Genomic DNA, 14,910 nt, shown 5'->3' with positions numbered 1-14,910 from the left:
GCACGATATTCCGCTTGAAACAGAGGAAAAATTCAGAATGGAAGCTGGAGCGGAATCTGCACTGCCGGCCACCTACGGACGTGGATACATCCCGCAATTGCCGTTGCACATGAGCCACGCATTGCCGCCGACAGGGCGTCCGCAAATCGCGATGATCTCAAGAGGAAGTAAGGATGGTGCCCAGGACCGGAATCGAACCAGTGACACGCGGATTTTCAATCCGCATTTTATTGTGTGTTTTCTTTTCAGTTAGCATTTTCAATTGTGTCTAGACTGCGAACTGGCGTCAATAGCTTAGCTCGACATTGTCTAGAGAAAAATCAGACTGAGTTCGCCACCCGCCTACCCTTCGCATCCTAATCATATCCCATGCCCTCCGCACACATTTGTCACTTCTTCACAACATACATCTAACGCAAGGGCACCCTCATAAATTAACGTATTGCGCGATAGCCCGTTTTACTTATTAATCAACCTTGGGCTTAGACACCCTGACCTTCACTAGGCTCACACAAGTTTGTGAGCCGAACCATGCGCAGCTTAGCGGCTGGCGTATTTCACCTGGCCTTTATGGGCCGGGGGCAATGCGTCGCGCGTGCGTAACTGCCGCGCACCGCGCGAGCTCCGGCTCGCGCATATGTCCAAGGTTCGCCTAAAGGTGCATTGGCTGGTCGTGAGGCTGGTGTCTAACCCCCGGCTCGGCGCCGACAGCCGCCTTGGGGGGTTCATAAGAAAAAATGTCACTAGCAATGGACGATGGGAGAAACGCCAGAGTTAGAGTTTTCAATAAAGAGTGGAAATTTCGAATCGGGCAAACTGTTTCATTTGGGAATTTATCGGCGATCGTTCTGTCGAGACAGTGCTCCGCCATGGGGCGGCAGATCTACTATCTGTGGATTGTCGAAGAGGGCCGGCTTAGATGGGTGCTCGCCGATTATTTGCGGGCTGGCTTGGGGTAAATAAAAAAACCCGCCGGGCGGGGCGGGTTTTTGGTTGTTACTATCGCGCGTTTGAGATGCGGGAAAGTTACGCCGTCACCTTCAGCCGCTCAATCGCCTCGCTGGCCGACGCGCACTCCGGCCGATCGTCAACCAACCGACCGCTGGCCTGCGCATCGAGCAGGATAGCCATGCACGCCCTGACGTGCGCCAGGTGCGACGCGCCGCTCTCCTGATCAACATCCTCACCAGAGAACCATTGCAGCAAGTGGCGGATAGCCGCGCTGTAATAGGTGGTCGCATCAATCGGCTCGTCCTGCCAATTGAACGCGCCGTACTTAGCTGCGCCGAGCGCCATCACGGCGCTCTCCTCGAGGATTGCCACGGGCGGTATGAACTGCGCCGACGGCTTGCGGGCACCGAAGGCGCGCTTGGGGTTGGTGGAGGGGAGCTTGGTGATCTCCATGACTCGGTTGAACATGCTGCCGTCTGTGGTGGGTCCGTCCACCTTCCCTATTGCAGCGCCAAGCGCGCGCAATTCGGAAGGGGCGGCGGTAAGGTCGCCTTCTGCTGTGAATAGTGCTGTCATGGTTGCTCCTTGAGTGCGGCGTCGATCAATTCCGACATAAGCTTGCGAGGGAAAATCTCACCGTTGCTTTCAGTGCCGTATTTACGCGCGTCGCCAAGCGCGGCTTTCATCGCCTCCGTCGGCTCGCGCATCGCTTCGATTGCGGCGCGGGCGTATCGAAAATAGCTGTCGTCTTTGTCTACATCTCCCCAATCTAATGCAGCCATAGCCCTAGCCACCTTCTCCATCATACTGCTCACACCCTCTCCTCCTCTTTCACTTTCACCGGCCGCAACGGCCCTTCCACACTTGGCGCCAACGGCTGGCCCGGTACGAGCAACGCCCTTAACGACCCCAACCTGTCCGCTACGAGCGGGCGGAAGCGCGTAGCGCGGAAAGGCGTATCCACGTCTCCCCATATTTGGCACGTGCCGCGGTCGATGCCCTCAAGCCGTACGCCGATATAGGTTCGGTCCAAATAATGCGTATGCTCGCCGATCCACCTGATTTTGTAGATGGCCCCTTCCGTCAATTCAGACGGAAGGGTTGTGTTTGCGGGTTGGGCTGCCGAGATGCAGACGACTTGTTGGCCGACGTAGAATTGGTGGTTGGTCATGCTGCCTCCCCGTTACGAATTCGCCAAAGCTCGGTCGCTTGGCAAGCGCTGCCTGTTTGCCCGAACACGTCAGACACGCCAGACGCGGCGCGGATAACGTCAAGCAGGTGCCGATTCTCGCCTATGTATTCATCCCAGAGGCCAGAGTAGAGTTTGCGAACTTGCGTCATGTTGACGGCAAGCTTGCCCTTCGCATCGCGCCAGCCGAGCCCCGTAGACCCGTCAGCAAATACTTTCGAAGCCTGATAGATATCTTCAATGCTCTTTCCGCCACGCGAGCGTATGCGTGCGTGGAACGCAGAGAAGCGACGGTCACCCTTGCTGCTGCATTCTAGGTATGGTGCCTCACCGTGCCTAATCACGCCGCCGCCCTCCGCTCACTAACCCGCAGATCAGCCGGTTCGAGATAAAGGATCGGCTTGCCCGCCCGCATAAACTCCGAAATCTCATAGGTGAGCCCGACGGACTCCCGCCATCCCTGCATTTCAAGCACGATGATCGCGGCTGCAGCATCAATCAACGGCTGGTCTTGCGCCTTCCAGAAATCCCACTCGCGCGGCAAGGCGACATTCCGCGACACAGCATGGCCATGTGCGATCGGGCAGTAAATGCGCAGACCGCGCTGCATCAGCACGCCTGCGCACTCGGACACGACGCGAGCCGCCTCGTCGAGGCCGTGCGGATATTTCGCATACGGCGAGCCTAGATAGACGTATCCGGCCAGTTCGGCCAGCGCCTCGACGCCTTGCTGCTTGCGATATGGGAGCGTGTCGTTGGCCCGCCACTTGGCAACGTTGTCGTTGTGCTCTTCGTGGGTGGCGCGCATTTCTGAGGGGGTGCGCCGCAACCCGATATACCCGCCAACCGCAAAGCCAGCCGACGCGCCGGATTCGTCCGCGATGAAATTATCATTCGCAGGCACGGGTTGCGCGCCGTAGCCGGGGATCATAAGCGGTTCGTTATAAGGTTGTGGCACAACCTTATAACCGTCGCCGTCCTCGTTGGGGATTCTTCCGCCGAATAGGGTCATTGTACAGCCTCCTTCTCTTCCCAAAAACGGCAATACTTGGCGCCGATGCCGACTTCCTTTTCGGGGTAGCCATCGCGAACTAGCGTGTCTTCAAGGGTTTCGCCTGGATGGGGGTTATAGACGCGCGGGAAGCCGTGACGCCAGCCGCCTGGCGGGTCGTAAATGGTGGTGGTCATGAAGTCTCCTCTTCTGTGGTGGTTGCCGATTGGTGGTCGGCGGGTGGTGGTTAGTATCCGAGTCCGGTCATAATGAAGTGCTCAAAAGCAGCCTCGTATTCATCGTGCTCCGGACTTCCATTCCGATGCGGGTTGTTGGCGATAAATTCGGGAGGCATCCCAGATATAGACGCCTCGCCAAGCTGGCTCTTGGCTTCCCTCCTGGCCTCTTCCCATATTTCATCAGCGTTCAAGCCGCCCTCCTCTGCTCTGCCGGCACGTTGTCGTTTGCATTTGCGTAAAGCTCCGCCTGACGGATAACATCCAACTCCTGAACCTCATCAGACTGCGCCGCCACCCACGCATCAAATTCAACAATGGCCAGTTCAACTATTTCGTTGCCGGTCACGCCGCAGCCCTCAATGGAGCGTTGTCGTTTGCTGCATCAAGCATCGCGACACGAACACGCGAAATCTCGCCGTACTCCCTGTGGTAGGTGATCGTCTGCAGCGAACGGCCAGACAGGAAGCCGGAGCCGAAATGCCAAGCATCCTGCGGTATCGGTGCTTGGTGTGATTCCATAATCACGCCACCACCCTCCGTCGCAAGCTTAGACTTGTGGTGGACGTGGAATCCGTGGGCGTACCTGAACTTTGACGCTCCCCAGTCCTCGGCTCTGCGGTGCGCCATTATTCCCGGCATGTCCTGCAGCTTGGCCTCGTGGCCGTGTGTCGCAGAAATCATCACCTTGTCATAGCGACGATGGAAGAAAAGCGATTTGTCGAGATCTACGATGACACGAGGCTCGTTGCGATACCAAGCGTGCAGGAACCACGCGATTGCCGGCGCCGTCTCCTCGTCGTGGTTGCCCTTGAGATTGCGAACCTCAACGACAGCATTGCGTCTTAGCGCAGCGTCAATGGTGCGGACTAGAAGCCTGCCCGCAGTCTCCGTGACCTTGGTGTGCCTGCCGTCGACATCGAGGACGTTCTTGGATCTCGATGTCCTGTTCTCGTTGTTGTCTGCGTGTGTTAGGTCGCCTCCACCAAGAACGATTGCCACCCCGCTTGCCGGTGATCTGGCGACAGCCTCCTCAATACCGCGACCAATGACGCGTTCCGCTATTTTCAGATCCCAGTTTTCGTCTGTCTCCTGGCTCCACGCGAACATTCCGACGTGCCAGTCATTGCATGGAATGAGCGTAACGAGCTCTTCTTGGACGTGTTCCGGCGCGGGCGTCGGGATGGCGGCCGGCTCATAGTTGGAGAATGCCGCCTTCAACGTTTCGGCGATGTCGATCGCCGACGGCTCTTCCCTCGTCTTCACCCACTTAAGGACTTCCCGCCCCCCTTCATCGACGAGGGCTGAGATTCCTTTTATCGTATGGCCAGACGGCACTTCGAATTCGGCGCCATGCTCGCGGCGTTGCTTGATGTAGTCGCCGTTCGGCGTGTTGCTGACCTGCGCAATCCGGAATCCCGGCAACACCGGTTTCGTTCCTAAAAGACCCCGCTCCGCCGCAACCTTCAAGCGGCTGTTAAACGTTTGACGCGGGATGCCGAGCAATAGGGCTGCAGCCGTCTTCTCACCTAGCGCAATGAACGCGTCGGCGGCTTCCTTGGCTAGTTCGTCACTAAGGGGTGGTGTGGGCAAGATTAGGATTCCTTCTTTCTTGCGGCTAGCATGGCGTCGGCGAAGCGATAGCAAGCCGCAGCGACTTCATCGGGCTGATGGTATTTGTCGAATGAGTCGTGCGGCGAGAATGAGAGTTGGCCGCTCAACGCCTGCCCAGCGAAGTAATCGCGCAGGCTCATGCCGTAGGCGCTGTTGCCATACGGGACGGGAAACGCCGCCCCGCCATCATCAATCTTAGCCATCACGCCCGCCCCATCAGCATACAAACAGTCGAAGACGGCACGACCATACCGAAGCCGGTAAGCGACGGCGTGGCGCCGATAATGCCGCCGGGAAGGGTTGCAGACGCAACGCCTACCGTGATGCCAACGACGCGGCCATCAGCCTCAAATACCGGACCACCTGATTGCCCCATGACGATCGTAATGTCTGTAATCAACACCTGACGCCACGGCCCTAGCTCGCGAACGTCGCCAGCGATGCGACCGAAGGAAGAAACGAATTCAAGGTCCATCGGATTGCCTGCGGCCTGAATTTCTTCGCCAGCCTTTGCGGTTCGGCAATCGAGCGAGCTTCCGACGGTGGGCAGACCGACGGCTCTTAGTAAAGCAATGTCGTATTCTTTGTTTACCCAGAGCACGTCGGCATCCATCTCGCGCCCGTCGCTCGTCTTGAGCTTCGCCTTTGCGTTGCCATCAGCAACGTGGCCGGCCGTGATGACGTAGCCATTGCCGATATTGACGCCTGAACCGTGGCCGTCTTTCTCGGTGACCTTGACGACGGATGCTTCGGAGATGGTGCGCGCCGCCGCCGTCTGCGCCGGGGTGGTGACATAGGTGATGCCGCTGAATAGAAGTGCGGTAAGCGCTAGAACTGCTACGCCCAAATATCTGAAATATCTCATGGCTGTCTCCTCTTCTGGTGTGGTGGTGCCGAGGTAACGGCGTTGCTGGTTGGTTGCCAGTTTTATTACATTGCTGTAAAGTTACAAATTTGTCAAGACCCGCACCAAACTCTTGACATAGAACAAACTGAGAACTACTCTCGCCGAATGTGGAAAGTTTGGGAAGCGATAATCCCCGGCAGCAAGCCGCAATTCAAATGGCGGCATAGCTGGAAAGAAAAGCCGGGTGACGATTTCGTCGGATTTGACGACGACAGGCAGATAGGCCGCATCTTCAAGATCGATGCGCCGTGGACGAAAGACCGATGGTTCTGGATCGTCCATACCGAAGGCGGCGAGAAACTGAACTGGCCTACCGCTGGTTATGAGGAATCGGCCCTGTACGCGGCGTGCCGCGTTGAGATGGTCTATATCCATCAGTTGCAAGGCGAGCGGCGTGCCGTGATGGATTAGGGTGTGGAAAACAAAAAAAGCCCCTATCCTTTTTAGGGGATAGGGGCTGGAATCAGGGTACGTGCTGTTTGATTAGAACATAAGAATATTTGGAAGGCTAGGCGCGAGTTACGAAACAATGGTGCCAGTCATACCGCCCTGAAAGAACGTTGCCGTTCCTGTAGCGTCGGCCTTTTCGTTCCATGACAGGAAGTGAAAACCTGCGGCCGGCACAATGTCTATAGACGCGCGGATCTGCTCGCCGTTGCCTGTGTTGTTGAAGCCCTGGTTTGATATGAAGGAAGTAAACGCGGTTGTCGTATCAAGACCCAAGCCGATAGCCACGTTTTGCGCCGCGATGGTCGACACACCATAAGTATCGATATTCGCGTTTACTGCTTCCTCAGCCACACCGATCACGAAATTCAACTGATTCAGTGTGTTGCCCTGAGCCTGCCGGATGGTCGTTGCATTGTAAGTCCAGCTTGCCGATGCGGCATTGAACGCCATCCACCGACGGACGCGGTTGTAGTAGTTCCACACATACCGGAATTGTAGCGAGTCCGCACATTGCCCGGCCGTTGAGGGGTATATCGTTCCGAGATACCGCCGCGTGAGCGATCCACTCTTCGAGAGGACGCCATTCTGCAACACAAGCGCCGTTGCGCGGGTAGTGTTGTTTGTCCAGGCAGCAAGCTCAAGTGCCAACGTGCCCGCATTGTCGAACGCAAATACGTCGTACGGCTTGCCGGTCGTTATGGTCGATAGCGAAATCGAAGTCTCGACAAACGTCCGCTCAACCCAAGCAGTGCCGGAATAGAGCGCTATCGTGTCACCCTTGTACGGCGTGAAATAGAGCGTCGTCTTTGCGCTTTGGTCGGCGGTGCTGATTGGAACGCCACTTTCGAGCGTTAGGCGACCTTCACAGGCGTATTGCTGCAAACCGGCCGATATGCCGAGGTTTGCACGCGTCGTCGCGGCGCCCGTGCCAGCGAATGAGATCGCGCCGTTTGTACCCATGGCGATGGAGTTCGCGGACATACCGTTAAGTGCTACGAAACCGCTACTCTGCAGGGTCATCGAAGTAACGGCAGTAGCAAAATTGTCCGTAGAGTGCTGAAAGACAAGACCGCCGTCGCTACCGGCCACCGTATCTCGCGTTACGCGCCAGTGCGTATCGAATTTTACCTGTGTGAAATCACCCGTAAGGGATAGGTTGGAAGCGGTCGCCGGACCAGAAACGGCAAGAGATTCAAGCGTCGTTAGGCCGGTTGCACGGTTGATCTGGAACGGCGCACCAAGGAATGATCCGTTATCACCATAACGAAGAATTTGGAAATCAGATCCCGCGTTTGCGCCCGTTTCAGCCGATGGTTCGGCGCGCGCTTCCCATCTGTTTGATCCAGAGGTAAGAAAATATATGGGCCTCTCGGTCCCTGCGGCGTTGTTCAATACAACGGAAGGCGCGGTAAGTGCCCCCGTCATCGTATCGCCAGCCTTAGCGACGCGAGCCGAGACCTGAGCCTGCAACTTCCCCAACGCCGACAGCACCGTATCCGACGCTGTGATAACCGCATTCGTAGCCGTGCTAAGCCCGGTCAATACCGACGCGAGAACGCGCGCCGCCGTGAAATAGAGGTTAGTCGACCCTTCCGGCACGCTGTCGGTAGAACCGGGCGACGGGCTTATCTCGACGTACGCGCTACCAGACCATCGGTAAATCTTGCCAGTGTCGTCAGCGACGTAGATTATTCCGGTACTACCCGTTGCCGGAAAAGAACCGAGATTGGCGAATTCCAAAACGTCATCCACATACGACGGCAATTGCGCGGCCGGTACGCGCCCGCCGCTATCCAGCCCTGCATAGCCGTTCGCCATGCCCTTGTGTGCGAGCGTTTCAGCGTCGGTAATCCCGTATCCTGCAACGGTTGTCGGCTTGCCGGTTATAGACGCCCACGCATTCGAGCCCGGCGGCCCCTGAATGCCCTGCGGACCCGTAGGCCCTTGCGGACCAGCGACAGCAACTTCTACGACGTTCGTGGATATCTCTAAAACAGTGACTTGATCCATTATGCGTCCTCGAATTTGTTAGCATAGATCGCGACAAAGCCGCTCAGCAGCGTGGTAATGCAGCCGTCCAAGTCGGTGATGCGGATCTGATATTCCGCCTGTGAAATCTTAGGCAGCGCATCGGTCTGCGTTGCGGTCGCGTGAAACGAAATCTTGCCTTCGGCTGCGACGATAGTTCCGTCGAGCACAAGATTGTCCGTCACCTTCACGCGGCCAAGGCCGCGCTCGTAGGTGTACTGAATGGACATCTGCGCCCCGTAGCCTGTTAGATCGACAACGGAGCCGGCGGCCGTATAGGTGAGCGAGAAATCGAAGCAGTCGCCCTTCGTCAGGTACGTGTCAAAACGTGGTCTTTGCATGGGTTATCCCGCTCTTGTGGTGCGACCGGTGGTGCGCTCAAAGGCGCGGTCGAGGCGCTCGTGCAAGCCGTCGATGCGGTTGCCTACGCCCTCAATCGCGCGCAGCAACTGCGCCGTCTGCTCTTGCATTCCGGCCTTGGTGGCGAATGTTTCCGCGGCATGTAGTTTATGTTCGGCGAGGTCGGCCGCGTTCTTGTTGGCCTTCTCCTCAGCGGCTGCAATCTTCTTGCCGGCAGCCTCTTCGACCTTCTCGACCTTGGCGTCGATCTTCCACCAAATGCCCCATCCTGCGCCGGCGACGGCAAGGATGAACATGACCGCCTTCATGATTTCTTCTGGTGTCATTTCCCACCCGCCAATCTGCGATCGCGGTCAGCATAGAAGTCGCGTAGGGCAGCCTTGCCGCGACGGCATTCGACGAGCGCCTGCCTGTCTTTTGTCCAGAATTTTTCAGCCGCGGCCTGCGTCATCGCCGCACTGCCGATATCAACCGGCCGCGCGCAATCCTTAGTCAATGCCGAATCCGGCGCGGCCAACTGGGGCGGCGGGCTAGCGAATTTGGTTGATGCGGCGCACGCTGGAAGAGCCGAGAGCAGCGCGGCCAGCATCAGGGTCTTGATCAGCTTCACGCTGCAGCTCCTCGATTTTGTTTTGAAGGGTGTCGTTGTCGGCCTGCATCTGCGCGATGGTGGCCGCCTCGCGGGCCTTGGCGGCGTTGTTGGCCGTATCCTGGCGCTCGATCTCGTTGGCGCGCGCCGTGGCGATGTCAGCCTTTAGCTGTGCAATCTGGCCTTGGTAGTAGGCCTGCGCCTGTACATAGCCGCTGTGGTGGGCATAGGCGTAGACACCAACCAGAACAGCAATGGCGGCCAGCGCGCCTATTAGCCAGCGGCCTAGTGGTGTTGCCAGCAGACTCATGATGGCAACCCCGAAACGCAGAGCTCTGCCTCGCCGATACGCTGCGCGTCTCCCATTTCGCGACGCTTAACCAACCCCGGCACGACTTGGCCACCCGCCCTATTCCAAGCAGTCTGCGCCTCGCATGCGGCGCGCCACTGGCCTTCCTTTGCCAAAGTCATCGCCTTGGAGTGGACCATGCCGCCTACGCCGAAGTTATAGGCGCCGGAAAGCTGCGCGGCCTGAACGCTGACGGGGAAACCTACGTATGCAGGCACCTTCTCAGTGAGCGGCACGTAATATTCGTTGTAGAGGTCATCCTCCAAAAAAGAGGCGCACTGTTGCTTGGTGAACTTCATGCCCTTGGTGATCGGCTTGCCGTTCAATGTCGTCTTGCCGTAGCAGATGTCGTAAATCTTGGCGTAGGGATCCCAATGTGCGGTCAGCACCTCGCCTTCCCATGTCTCGATAAGCGCCTTCTGAGCGAGGATAACGGCCGGCGGGTGGACGGTAGGCGAACTATCGCCAACAGCGTGCCAGCCGCCCGCTGCGGCCGCTATGATGGCAGCCGCAATAGCAGCCTTGCCGCGCTTGGTTGCGACAATCTTATTTATCGGCATGGAGGTTTCCTTGGTAGATGATCGCGCCGAAAGGAGATGCCAAGAGCGCGACGAGCGAAGCCCAATGCGGGATGTAGCCGTCGAGGTACGGGACGATGTACGGAACGATCTGAAGCAGCCCGGCGATGTAGACGCACCACATGGATAGCGACCACGCGAGAACGCGCCCGGGCTTGCGCACGAGTTTCGGTTTCATTGATTTTCCTTGGAAGCGACGCCACTTTTGTTAGTGCGGCGGTTGTATTTTCATTAACTAATTGGCTATGGTGCCGCCGGTTAACATACTAAGGGTGCCATAGTGAAAGACTTGAAAAAGGATGCAATCGCGGTCGGCTTTATCGTCGTGGTGACGTCACTGATCGCTGGCAAACTTTTTCACGTTCTAAGCCACGACATCAGTCTCCCGATGCATTACGACGGCTTGGATTCGGTGTGGCAACTCGTGCTCACAAAAGTCCTTACGCAGACTGGTTGGGTTTTGACAAACCCCTATCTAGGTGCGCCAAGCATAGCGCATTGGCATCTGAATTCTGCTGCACAAACAAGCGCGCTGCATTCAGTAATAATGCTCGCTCTGTCGCCAATCTTTAAAGATCCGGTTAAGTTGCAGACTGCCTATTATCTCATAAACTTCCCGCTCATCGCGACTACAACTTATGTTGCTTCGCGAATGTTAAATATTTCGCGGTCGCCTGCTGCGTTCGTCGGCATTATATTCGCATTCACAACGTTTCGTCTCAGCGGAATGATCTATTCATTCCTGCCAAACTACTTCATGTTGCCGCTGGCCGTCGCCGTCGTCATATGGATTTCCGCAGGTGCCTTTACGCGCCACGGCGCGCTTTCTGGCAAAGCTATAGCCAGTTACGCGATCATTGCGCTGCTCGCCTCGTCGGACGGTTACTATGCGTTTTTTATCCTGCTATTGCTGGGATTTTCGATTGCTTTCCGCCTGCTAAATGGCGACCTGAAGCAGCCGTCGTCACTTGTCGCGCCAACGGCAATGGTCGCCATTGTTCTAGGCGTGTCGCTATCCCTGATGATCCCCTTGAAGTCATACGAGCGGTCACACGTGAACGAATTCTACGTCAACGGCGTGGTGGATCCAGCAGTTGCAAAGCGCCCGGCAGAGGCGGAAATATACGCTCCCAGCCTGAAGATGCTTTTCACGCCAAACCACAATCATCGGATTCCGTTCTTGGCTCACGTCGAGCGGTATATGAAATCTACCAGCGATGGGTTCAGGGCCTACCCGCTTTTTAACTGGTCGCCCTTGGGTCTCTTTGGAAGCTTCTTGCTGCTGTCTGCGGCAATTTTGCTTTGCATCCCTCGTTATCAGTTATTCTTTGGCGTCACTGAGCGGTATGGCCAAGCATTGCTGCCGCTCATCCTCTTTTCGTTGCTCTGCACGCTGACCGGCGGCGTAGGGGCGATGGCGGCTATGATTTTTCCAGCAATCCGAGCATATGACAGGTTCGGAATAATCTTACTGCTGTTGCTCTATATTCTGTTCGCCCATATTTGGTCGATAAAGAACCGCACCGATTTGGTGTCGTCCGCGGTACTTGCCGTGCTTTGTGCCGTTGTTCTTGTGGACCAAATACCGATCCTTGATACAGGCTCGCCAGCGCTCGACAAGCGCTTCTTGGCTGAGCGCCGTTTTGTCCAGCGCGTCGAATCCGAACTCCCGGCTGGCGCAGAAGTCTACCAGTACCCACACTCAAACTATCTTGAAGATAACAAATATTACGGCTGGGGCTCATTCGCGCCAGTTCGGCTTTATTTGCATTCGAAATCGGTAAGGTGGAGCAACGGAGCGTCGAAAAACAGCCTTGTAGAATTGTGGCATAACCGCATTGCGGAATTGCCATTCCCGAAATTGTGGGCCGAAGTCCAGGCGGCCGGCTTTGCTGAGATCGTCATAGACCGCACGGTTGTCCCTCAGAAAGAATACGACGCAATTGCCGCCTACCTCAACAGCATCGGCGTCGCTCTCACCAATGATGATGAGAGCGGGCTTGCGTCAGCAAAAATTCCGCAGGGGGCGGTTACGCTGAAATTCCAGGCCGATCCGTTTGCTGTTTCCGGCGTCACAGTCAATTCGCCTAAAGAAATCGATTATGGAAGCTTGCCGCTTTCGATTAAGTCGGATGGCCTCGAGAAGCTCGTCGCCAGCAATAACAAATTCCCGCTGTCAATCACCGTTGCGGACCACCCGGAGGTGTTCAGGACGCAAGATGAAATAGATATTGCATCAGGGAATCATATATTCGACCAGCTAAATGGTGAGATGTCGTGCGCATTAGTCGATAACGAAATACGCATCAATTTGAAAAATGAAGGCAAGATTGATTGGGTGTTTGGCCAAGGCCAGCGCCCCCTGTTTATTGGCCTTCATTTGCTTTCCGCGGACGGTAAAACGGTGAATTGGGATGCTGGCGGCAGGTATCCAAAGGAACCCGCCACCATTCATCCTAATGAAGAAGCCAACTTATCCGTCCCATTACCGGCGGGCACGTCAGCAATCGTTCAGCCACAAGTCCTTCAAGAGGGCCATATGTGGTTCAACAATATGGCCTGCTCAGTTGCGCGACAATAGCGTCAAGTCGGGTATGTCTGCGTGACGTTGGCAATCGCGCCACCACCCATTCCGAGTCCGACGCCATAGGGGAAATTGCCGCTGGCGTACCCGAACGACCCGGCCGAGTAATATACGCCGTATTGGCAGTTATTGCCGCCCATCGGGTCGTTCGTGCCGCCGCCGAAGTCATTGCCTGTCACATTGACTCTGTTGGCGGTAGTCGCCAGAAACACGCCAGCCGTAAAGTCTGGCGTCGTGCCACCGCCACGATTATGGTAGGCGGTGAAGATGTTGCCGTTGATCTTCACACCAATGGCGCCATCGATGCGAACGGGCGCCATCAGGTGATTTTCGAACACGTTGTTGGCGATGATGACATCGACTGCAGACTTGATCGAAGACGTGAAATTGAACGATATCGCCTCCGGGCCAGCTTGCTGGCCGTTGAAGCCGTTTGCGTCAATAATAACGTCGGTAGGATAGATGGCGCTATTTGTGCCAGACAAGAATTTGATGGTGCCGTCGCGGCCGGTATCAAAGAAGTTGTGATGAATCTTCGGTTGCGCAATGACAGCTATCGGCGAGAACGCAATACAATACTGTGACTGCCCGCCGAAGTAGTTGGCGAAAACGTTCAGACCTTCGCATGTCTCGACAAGCAAGCCAAGAAGCGGGCCGATCTGTTCGTTTATAGAATACGTAACCGTTCCGATCGTTTTCGACCGCAGCGCCGAGAAATAGCCGCCGCTGACATGGTTGTTGTCGATCGTTATCAGGGTGTTGTGCGCCAAGCCGGCGGCTAGGTATATGTGTGCGCGCCCTTCCTGAAGCCCGGCAATCTGCGTATCCCATATGCCCAAGAAGTTGTTGCGGCTGATGCGCAGCAACGACGTGTCTTGCACCACAATGCCGTAAGGGACATTCCAATAGTAGTTGTCGCAGATGTCACAATCCTGGCCGCCAACTACCCTAACGTGAGCGGTTGTGTTCCCGACTGGATTCGTAATCGTGGTCGTGGTGCCTGCGACGTAGTTCTGCGGTTTGTAGAACCAAAAGCCGGAAATTCTGAAGTTGCCAGCGCCGGCCGATGTCGAGCCAATTTTCAGCGTGTCGCCATAATCGCCAGTGCGTTGGAGGATTGTTTGCTCGCGGCCATCGCCCTCGAAATAAGTGCCAGCCTGAAGCGTTATCGTTGCGGTCAGGAAATAGCGGCCAAACGGAACGCGGATCTTTTTGGAAAGATTAGCCGCAACCTGAAAGGCTGCTGTATCGGCCGTCACGCCGTCGCCGACTGCACCAAACCACCTGACATTGACCTCTATCGAGATACCGGTGTTTCGAACCCACGCACCCGCCGTTGCCGCAATGGCATTGGCTTTGATATAAATCCCTTCGGCCGTGTCAGCGGCAATTTGTGCGCTGTAGTCGCCGGTTCGCCAAAGAAATTGGCCTTCGCGCCCCGCTTCGCGGAGATAGGCCGCCGTAATGGTCGACGTGTTGAGCGCTTTAAGTGCGGTGCGCGTTAATGCAAAGGTGTTTGGCACCGCGGCTAATGCGGCTGCCGCTGCCGCCTCTGCTGCTGCTTGCGCGGCTTCTGCTGCCGCAACAATCGCGCTAGACACCTGATCATTCAGAATGCGGAACGTCGAGCCAGAGACGATGCCCAGAACAACCATTCCGCTGGTGAGGCCGCCAGCGGCAACGTCGTTGCCGGTGTTCGTCTTGACAGTAAGGGCTGATCCACCGCTGAAGGAGATAGTCAGTATCCCCACGCCGAGGACCGCCTTGCTTTGTCACGGTGATATCGATGTTTTGCTGAGGTGAGCGGTATCGCCACGTTGCTAACAACGAGGATAACGACGTGTCTATCCATCAGCTTGAGATTTTGGCGGGCAGTATGCGGCGCCGGAAGTTCACACGAACTTCCAAGGAATCGATCGTTTCGGAGACGCTGACTGGCGAGATGACGGTGACGGAGGTTGCGCGACGTCACGACGTTGATCGGTCACTGGTTTATCGGTGGCGTCGTGAGCTTGGTGTTGCAGAGAGAGCGGAAGAGCCGCGCGCCTTCGTTCCGGTGAAGGTACAACAGGCGCCGGACTCGG

The 14,910-nt window shown here is 56.4% G+C and carries 21 protein-coding genes and 1 tRNA gene; 3 read left to right on the top strand and 19 right to left on the bottom strand.

The window, feature by feature from the left end; all coding sequences use genetic code 11:
- Window positions 1–174: 174 nt before the first annotated feature.
- From K290_RS37330 to K290_RS0115230, 11 genes are all read right to left on the bottom strand, one after another.
- Window positions 175–285, bottom strand: a tRNA-Ser gene (locus tag K290_RS37330).
- 741 nt (window positions 286–1,026) lie between these two features.
- Window positions 1,027–1,527, bottom strand: a complete 501-nt coding sequence (locus K290_RS35890; protein WP_051264107.1) for a dATP/dGTP diphosphohydrolase domain-containing protein — start codon at window positions 1,525–1,527, stop codon at window positions 1,027–1,029.
- Window positions 1,524–1,766, bottom strand: coding sequence for a hypothetical protein (locus tag K290_RS0115275; RefSeq protein ID WP_028752724.1), 243 nt, complete (start codon window positions 1,764–1,766; stop codon window positions 1,524–1,526). Before K290_RS0115275 ends, K290_RS35890 begins: the two co-directional genes overlap by 4 nt.
- On the bottom strand, window positions 1,763–2,122 hold the full coding sequence (locus K290_RS0115270) for a hypothetical protein (protein ID WP_028752723.1): 360 nt from the start codon (window positions 2,120–2,122) through the stop codon (window positions 1,763–1,765). Before K290_RS0115270 ends, K290_RS0115275 begins: the two co-directional genes overlap by 4 nt.
- Window positions 2,123–2,480: 358 nt before the next feature.
- A complete protein-coding gene (locus K290_RS0115260) occupies window positions 2,481–3,152 on the bottom strand; it encodes a DUF1937 family protein (protein ID WP_028752721.1) in 672 nt (223 codons plus the stop codon).
- Window positions 3,149–3,328, bottom strand: a complete 180-nt coding sequence (locus K290_RS0115255) for a hypothetical protein (RefSeq protein ID WP_028752720.1) — start codon at window positions 3,326–3,328, stop codon at window positions 3,149–3,151. Before K290_RS0115255 ends, K290_RS0115260 begins: the two co-directional genes overlap by 4 nt.
- A gap of 50 nt (window positions 3,329–3,378) precedes the next feature.
- Window positions 3,379–3,561 carry a hypothetical protein gene (locus K290_RS0115250; protein ID WP_028752719.1) on the bottom strand — a complete coding sequence of 61 codons (183 nt, stop codon included), beginning with the start codon at window positions 3,559–3,561 and terminating at the stop codon, window positions 3,379–3,381.
- A complete protein-coding gene (locus K290_RS37325; protein WP_154668617.1) occupies window positions 3,558–3,716 on the bottom strand; it encodes a hypothetical protein in 159 nt (52 codons plus the stop codon). The genes K290_RS0115250 and K290_RS37325 overlap by 4 nt, the downstream gene beginning before the upstream one ends.
- A complete protein-coding gene (locus K290_RS34385; protein WP_037135569.1) occupies window positions 3,713–4,837 on the bottom strand; it encodes a hypothetical protein in 1,125 nt (374 codons plus the stop codon). The genes K290_RS37325 and K290_RS34385 overlap by 4 nt, the downstream gene beginning before the upstream one ends.
- A 125-nt stretch (window positions 4,838–4,962) precedes the next feature.
- On the bottom strand, window positions 4,963–5,184 hold the full coding sequence (locus K290_RS0115235) for a hypothetical protein (RefSeq protein WP_028752718.1): 222 nt from the start codon (window positions 5,182–5,184) through the stop codon (window positions 4,963–4,965).
- Complete coding sequence (locus K290_RS0115230; protein ID WP_028752717.1) at window positions 5,184–5,846, bottom strand: S1C family serine protease; 663 nt, start codon at window positions 5,844–5,846, stop codon at window positions 5,184–5,186. Before K290_RS0115230 ends, K290_RS0115235 begins: the two co-directional genes overlap by 1 nt.
- A 42-nt stretch (window positions 5,847–5,888) precedes the next feature.
- Here K290_RS0115230 and K290_RS0115225 point away from each other — a divergent pair, with 42 nt between their 5' ends.
- Window positions 5,889–6,299, top strand: coding sequence for a hypothetical protein (locus tag K290_RS0115225; RefSeq protein ID WP_245276558.1), 411 nt, complete (start codon window positions 5,889–5,891; stop codon window positions 6,297–6,299).
- Between the two features lie 108 nt (window positions 6,300–6,407).
- On the opposite strand, the gene K290_RS37945 is transcribed toward K290_RS0115225, so the two are convergent.
- From K290_RS37945 to K290_RS36255, 7 genes are read right to left on the bottom strand one after another with little or no spacing between them, the layout of a single operon-like run.
- On the bottom strand, window positions 6,408–8,348 hold the full coding sequence (locus K290_RS37945) for a hypothetical protein (protein ID WP_051264105.1): 1,941 nt from the start codon (window positions 8,346–8,348) through the stop codon (window positions 6,408–6,410).
- Complete coding sequence (locus tag K290_RS0115215; RefSeq protein ID WP_028752715.1) at window positions 8,348–8,707, bottom strand: hypothetical protein; 360 nt, start codon at window positions 8,705–8,707, stop codon at window positions 8,348–8,350. The genes K290_RS37945 and K290_RS0115215 overlap by 1 nt, the downstream gene beginning before the upstream one ends.
- 3 nt (window positions 8,708–8,710) lie before the next feature.
- The gene (locus K290_RS0115210) at window positions 8,711–9,052 is read right to left on the bottom strand and encodes a hypothetical protein (RefSeq protein WP_028752714.1); all 342 of its coding nucleotides are present in this window, start codon (window positions 9,050–9,052) and stop codon (window positions 8,711–8,713) included.
- Entirely contained in the window at window positions 9,049–9,222 is a 174-nt protein-coding gene (locus K290_RS38340; protein ID WP_245276557.1) for an anaerobic dehydrogenase, read from the bottom strand. The genes K290_RS0115210 and K290_RS38340 overlap by 4 nt, the downstream gene beginning before the upstream one ends.
- Window positions 9,223–9,256: 34 nt before the next feature.
- Window positions 9,257–9,625 (bottom strand): hypothetical protein, encoded by a 369-nt coding sequence (locus K290_RS0115200; protein ID WP_051264104.1) that lies wholly within the window; start codon window positions 9,623–9,625, stop codon window positions 9,257–9,259.
- Complete coding sequence (locus tag K290_RS0115195) at window positions 9,622–10,224, bottom strand: lysozyme (protein WP_028752711.1); 603 nt, start codon at window positions 10,222–10,224, stop codon at window positions 9,622–9,624. The genes K290_RS0115200 and K290_RS0115195 overlap by 4 nt, the downstream gene beginning before the upstream one ends.
- Window positions 10,211–10,420, bottom strand: a complete 210-nt coding sequence (locus tag K290_RS36255; RefSeq protein ID WP_081670333.1) for a hypothetical protein — start codon at window positions 10,418–10,420, stop codon at window positions 10,211–10,213. The genes K290_RS0115195 and K290_RS36255 overlap by 14 nt, the downstream gene beginning before the upstream one ends.
- A gap of 102 nt (window positions 10,421–10,522) precedes the next feature.
- On the opposite strand from K290_RS36255, the gene K290_RS0115190 reads away from it, so the two are divergent.
- Complete coding sequence (locus tag K290_RS0115190; protein WP_154668616.1) at window positions 10,523–12,823, top strand: hypothetical protein; 2,301 nt, start codon at window positions 10,523–10,525, stop codon at window positions 12,821–12,823.
- Between the two features lie 2 nt (window positions 12,824–12,825).
- On the opposite strand, the gene K290_RS0115185 is transcribed toward K290_RS0115190, so the two are convergent.
- Entirely contained in the window at window positions 12,826–14,577 is a 1,752-nt protein-coding gene (locus K290_RS0115185; RefSeq protein WP_028752709.1) for a glycosyl hydrolase family 28-related protein, read from the bottom strand.
- A gap of 89 nt (window positions 14,578–14,666) precedes the next feature.
- On the opposite strand from K290_RS0115185, the gene K290_RS0115180 reads away from it, so the two are divergent.
- Window positions 14,667–14,910: transposase (locus K290_RS0115180; RefSeq protein ID WP_028752708.1), on the top strand; the 244-nt coding region annotated here is incomplete at its 3' end.

Source organism: Rhizobium leucaenae USDA 9039 (genome assembly GCF_000426285.1).
GTDB classification, from domain to species: domain Bacteria; phylum Pseudomonadota; class Alphaproteobacteria; order Rhizobiales; family Rhizobiaceae; genus Rhizobium; species Rhizobium leucaenae.
Note: the sequence above shows the minus strand (reverse complement) of the source record. Positions and strands in the feature narration are given on the sequence as shown.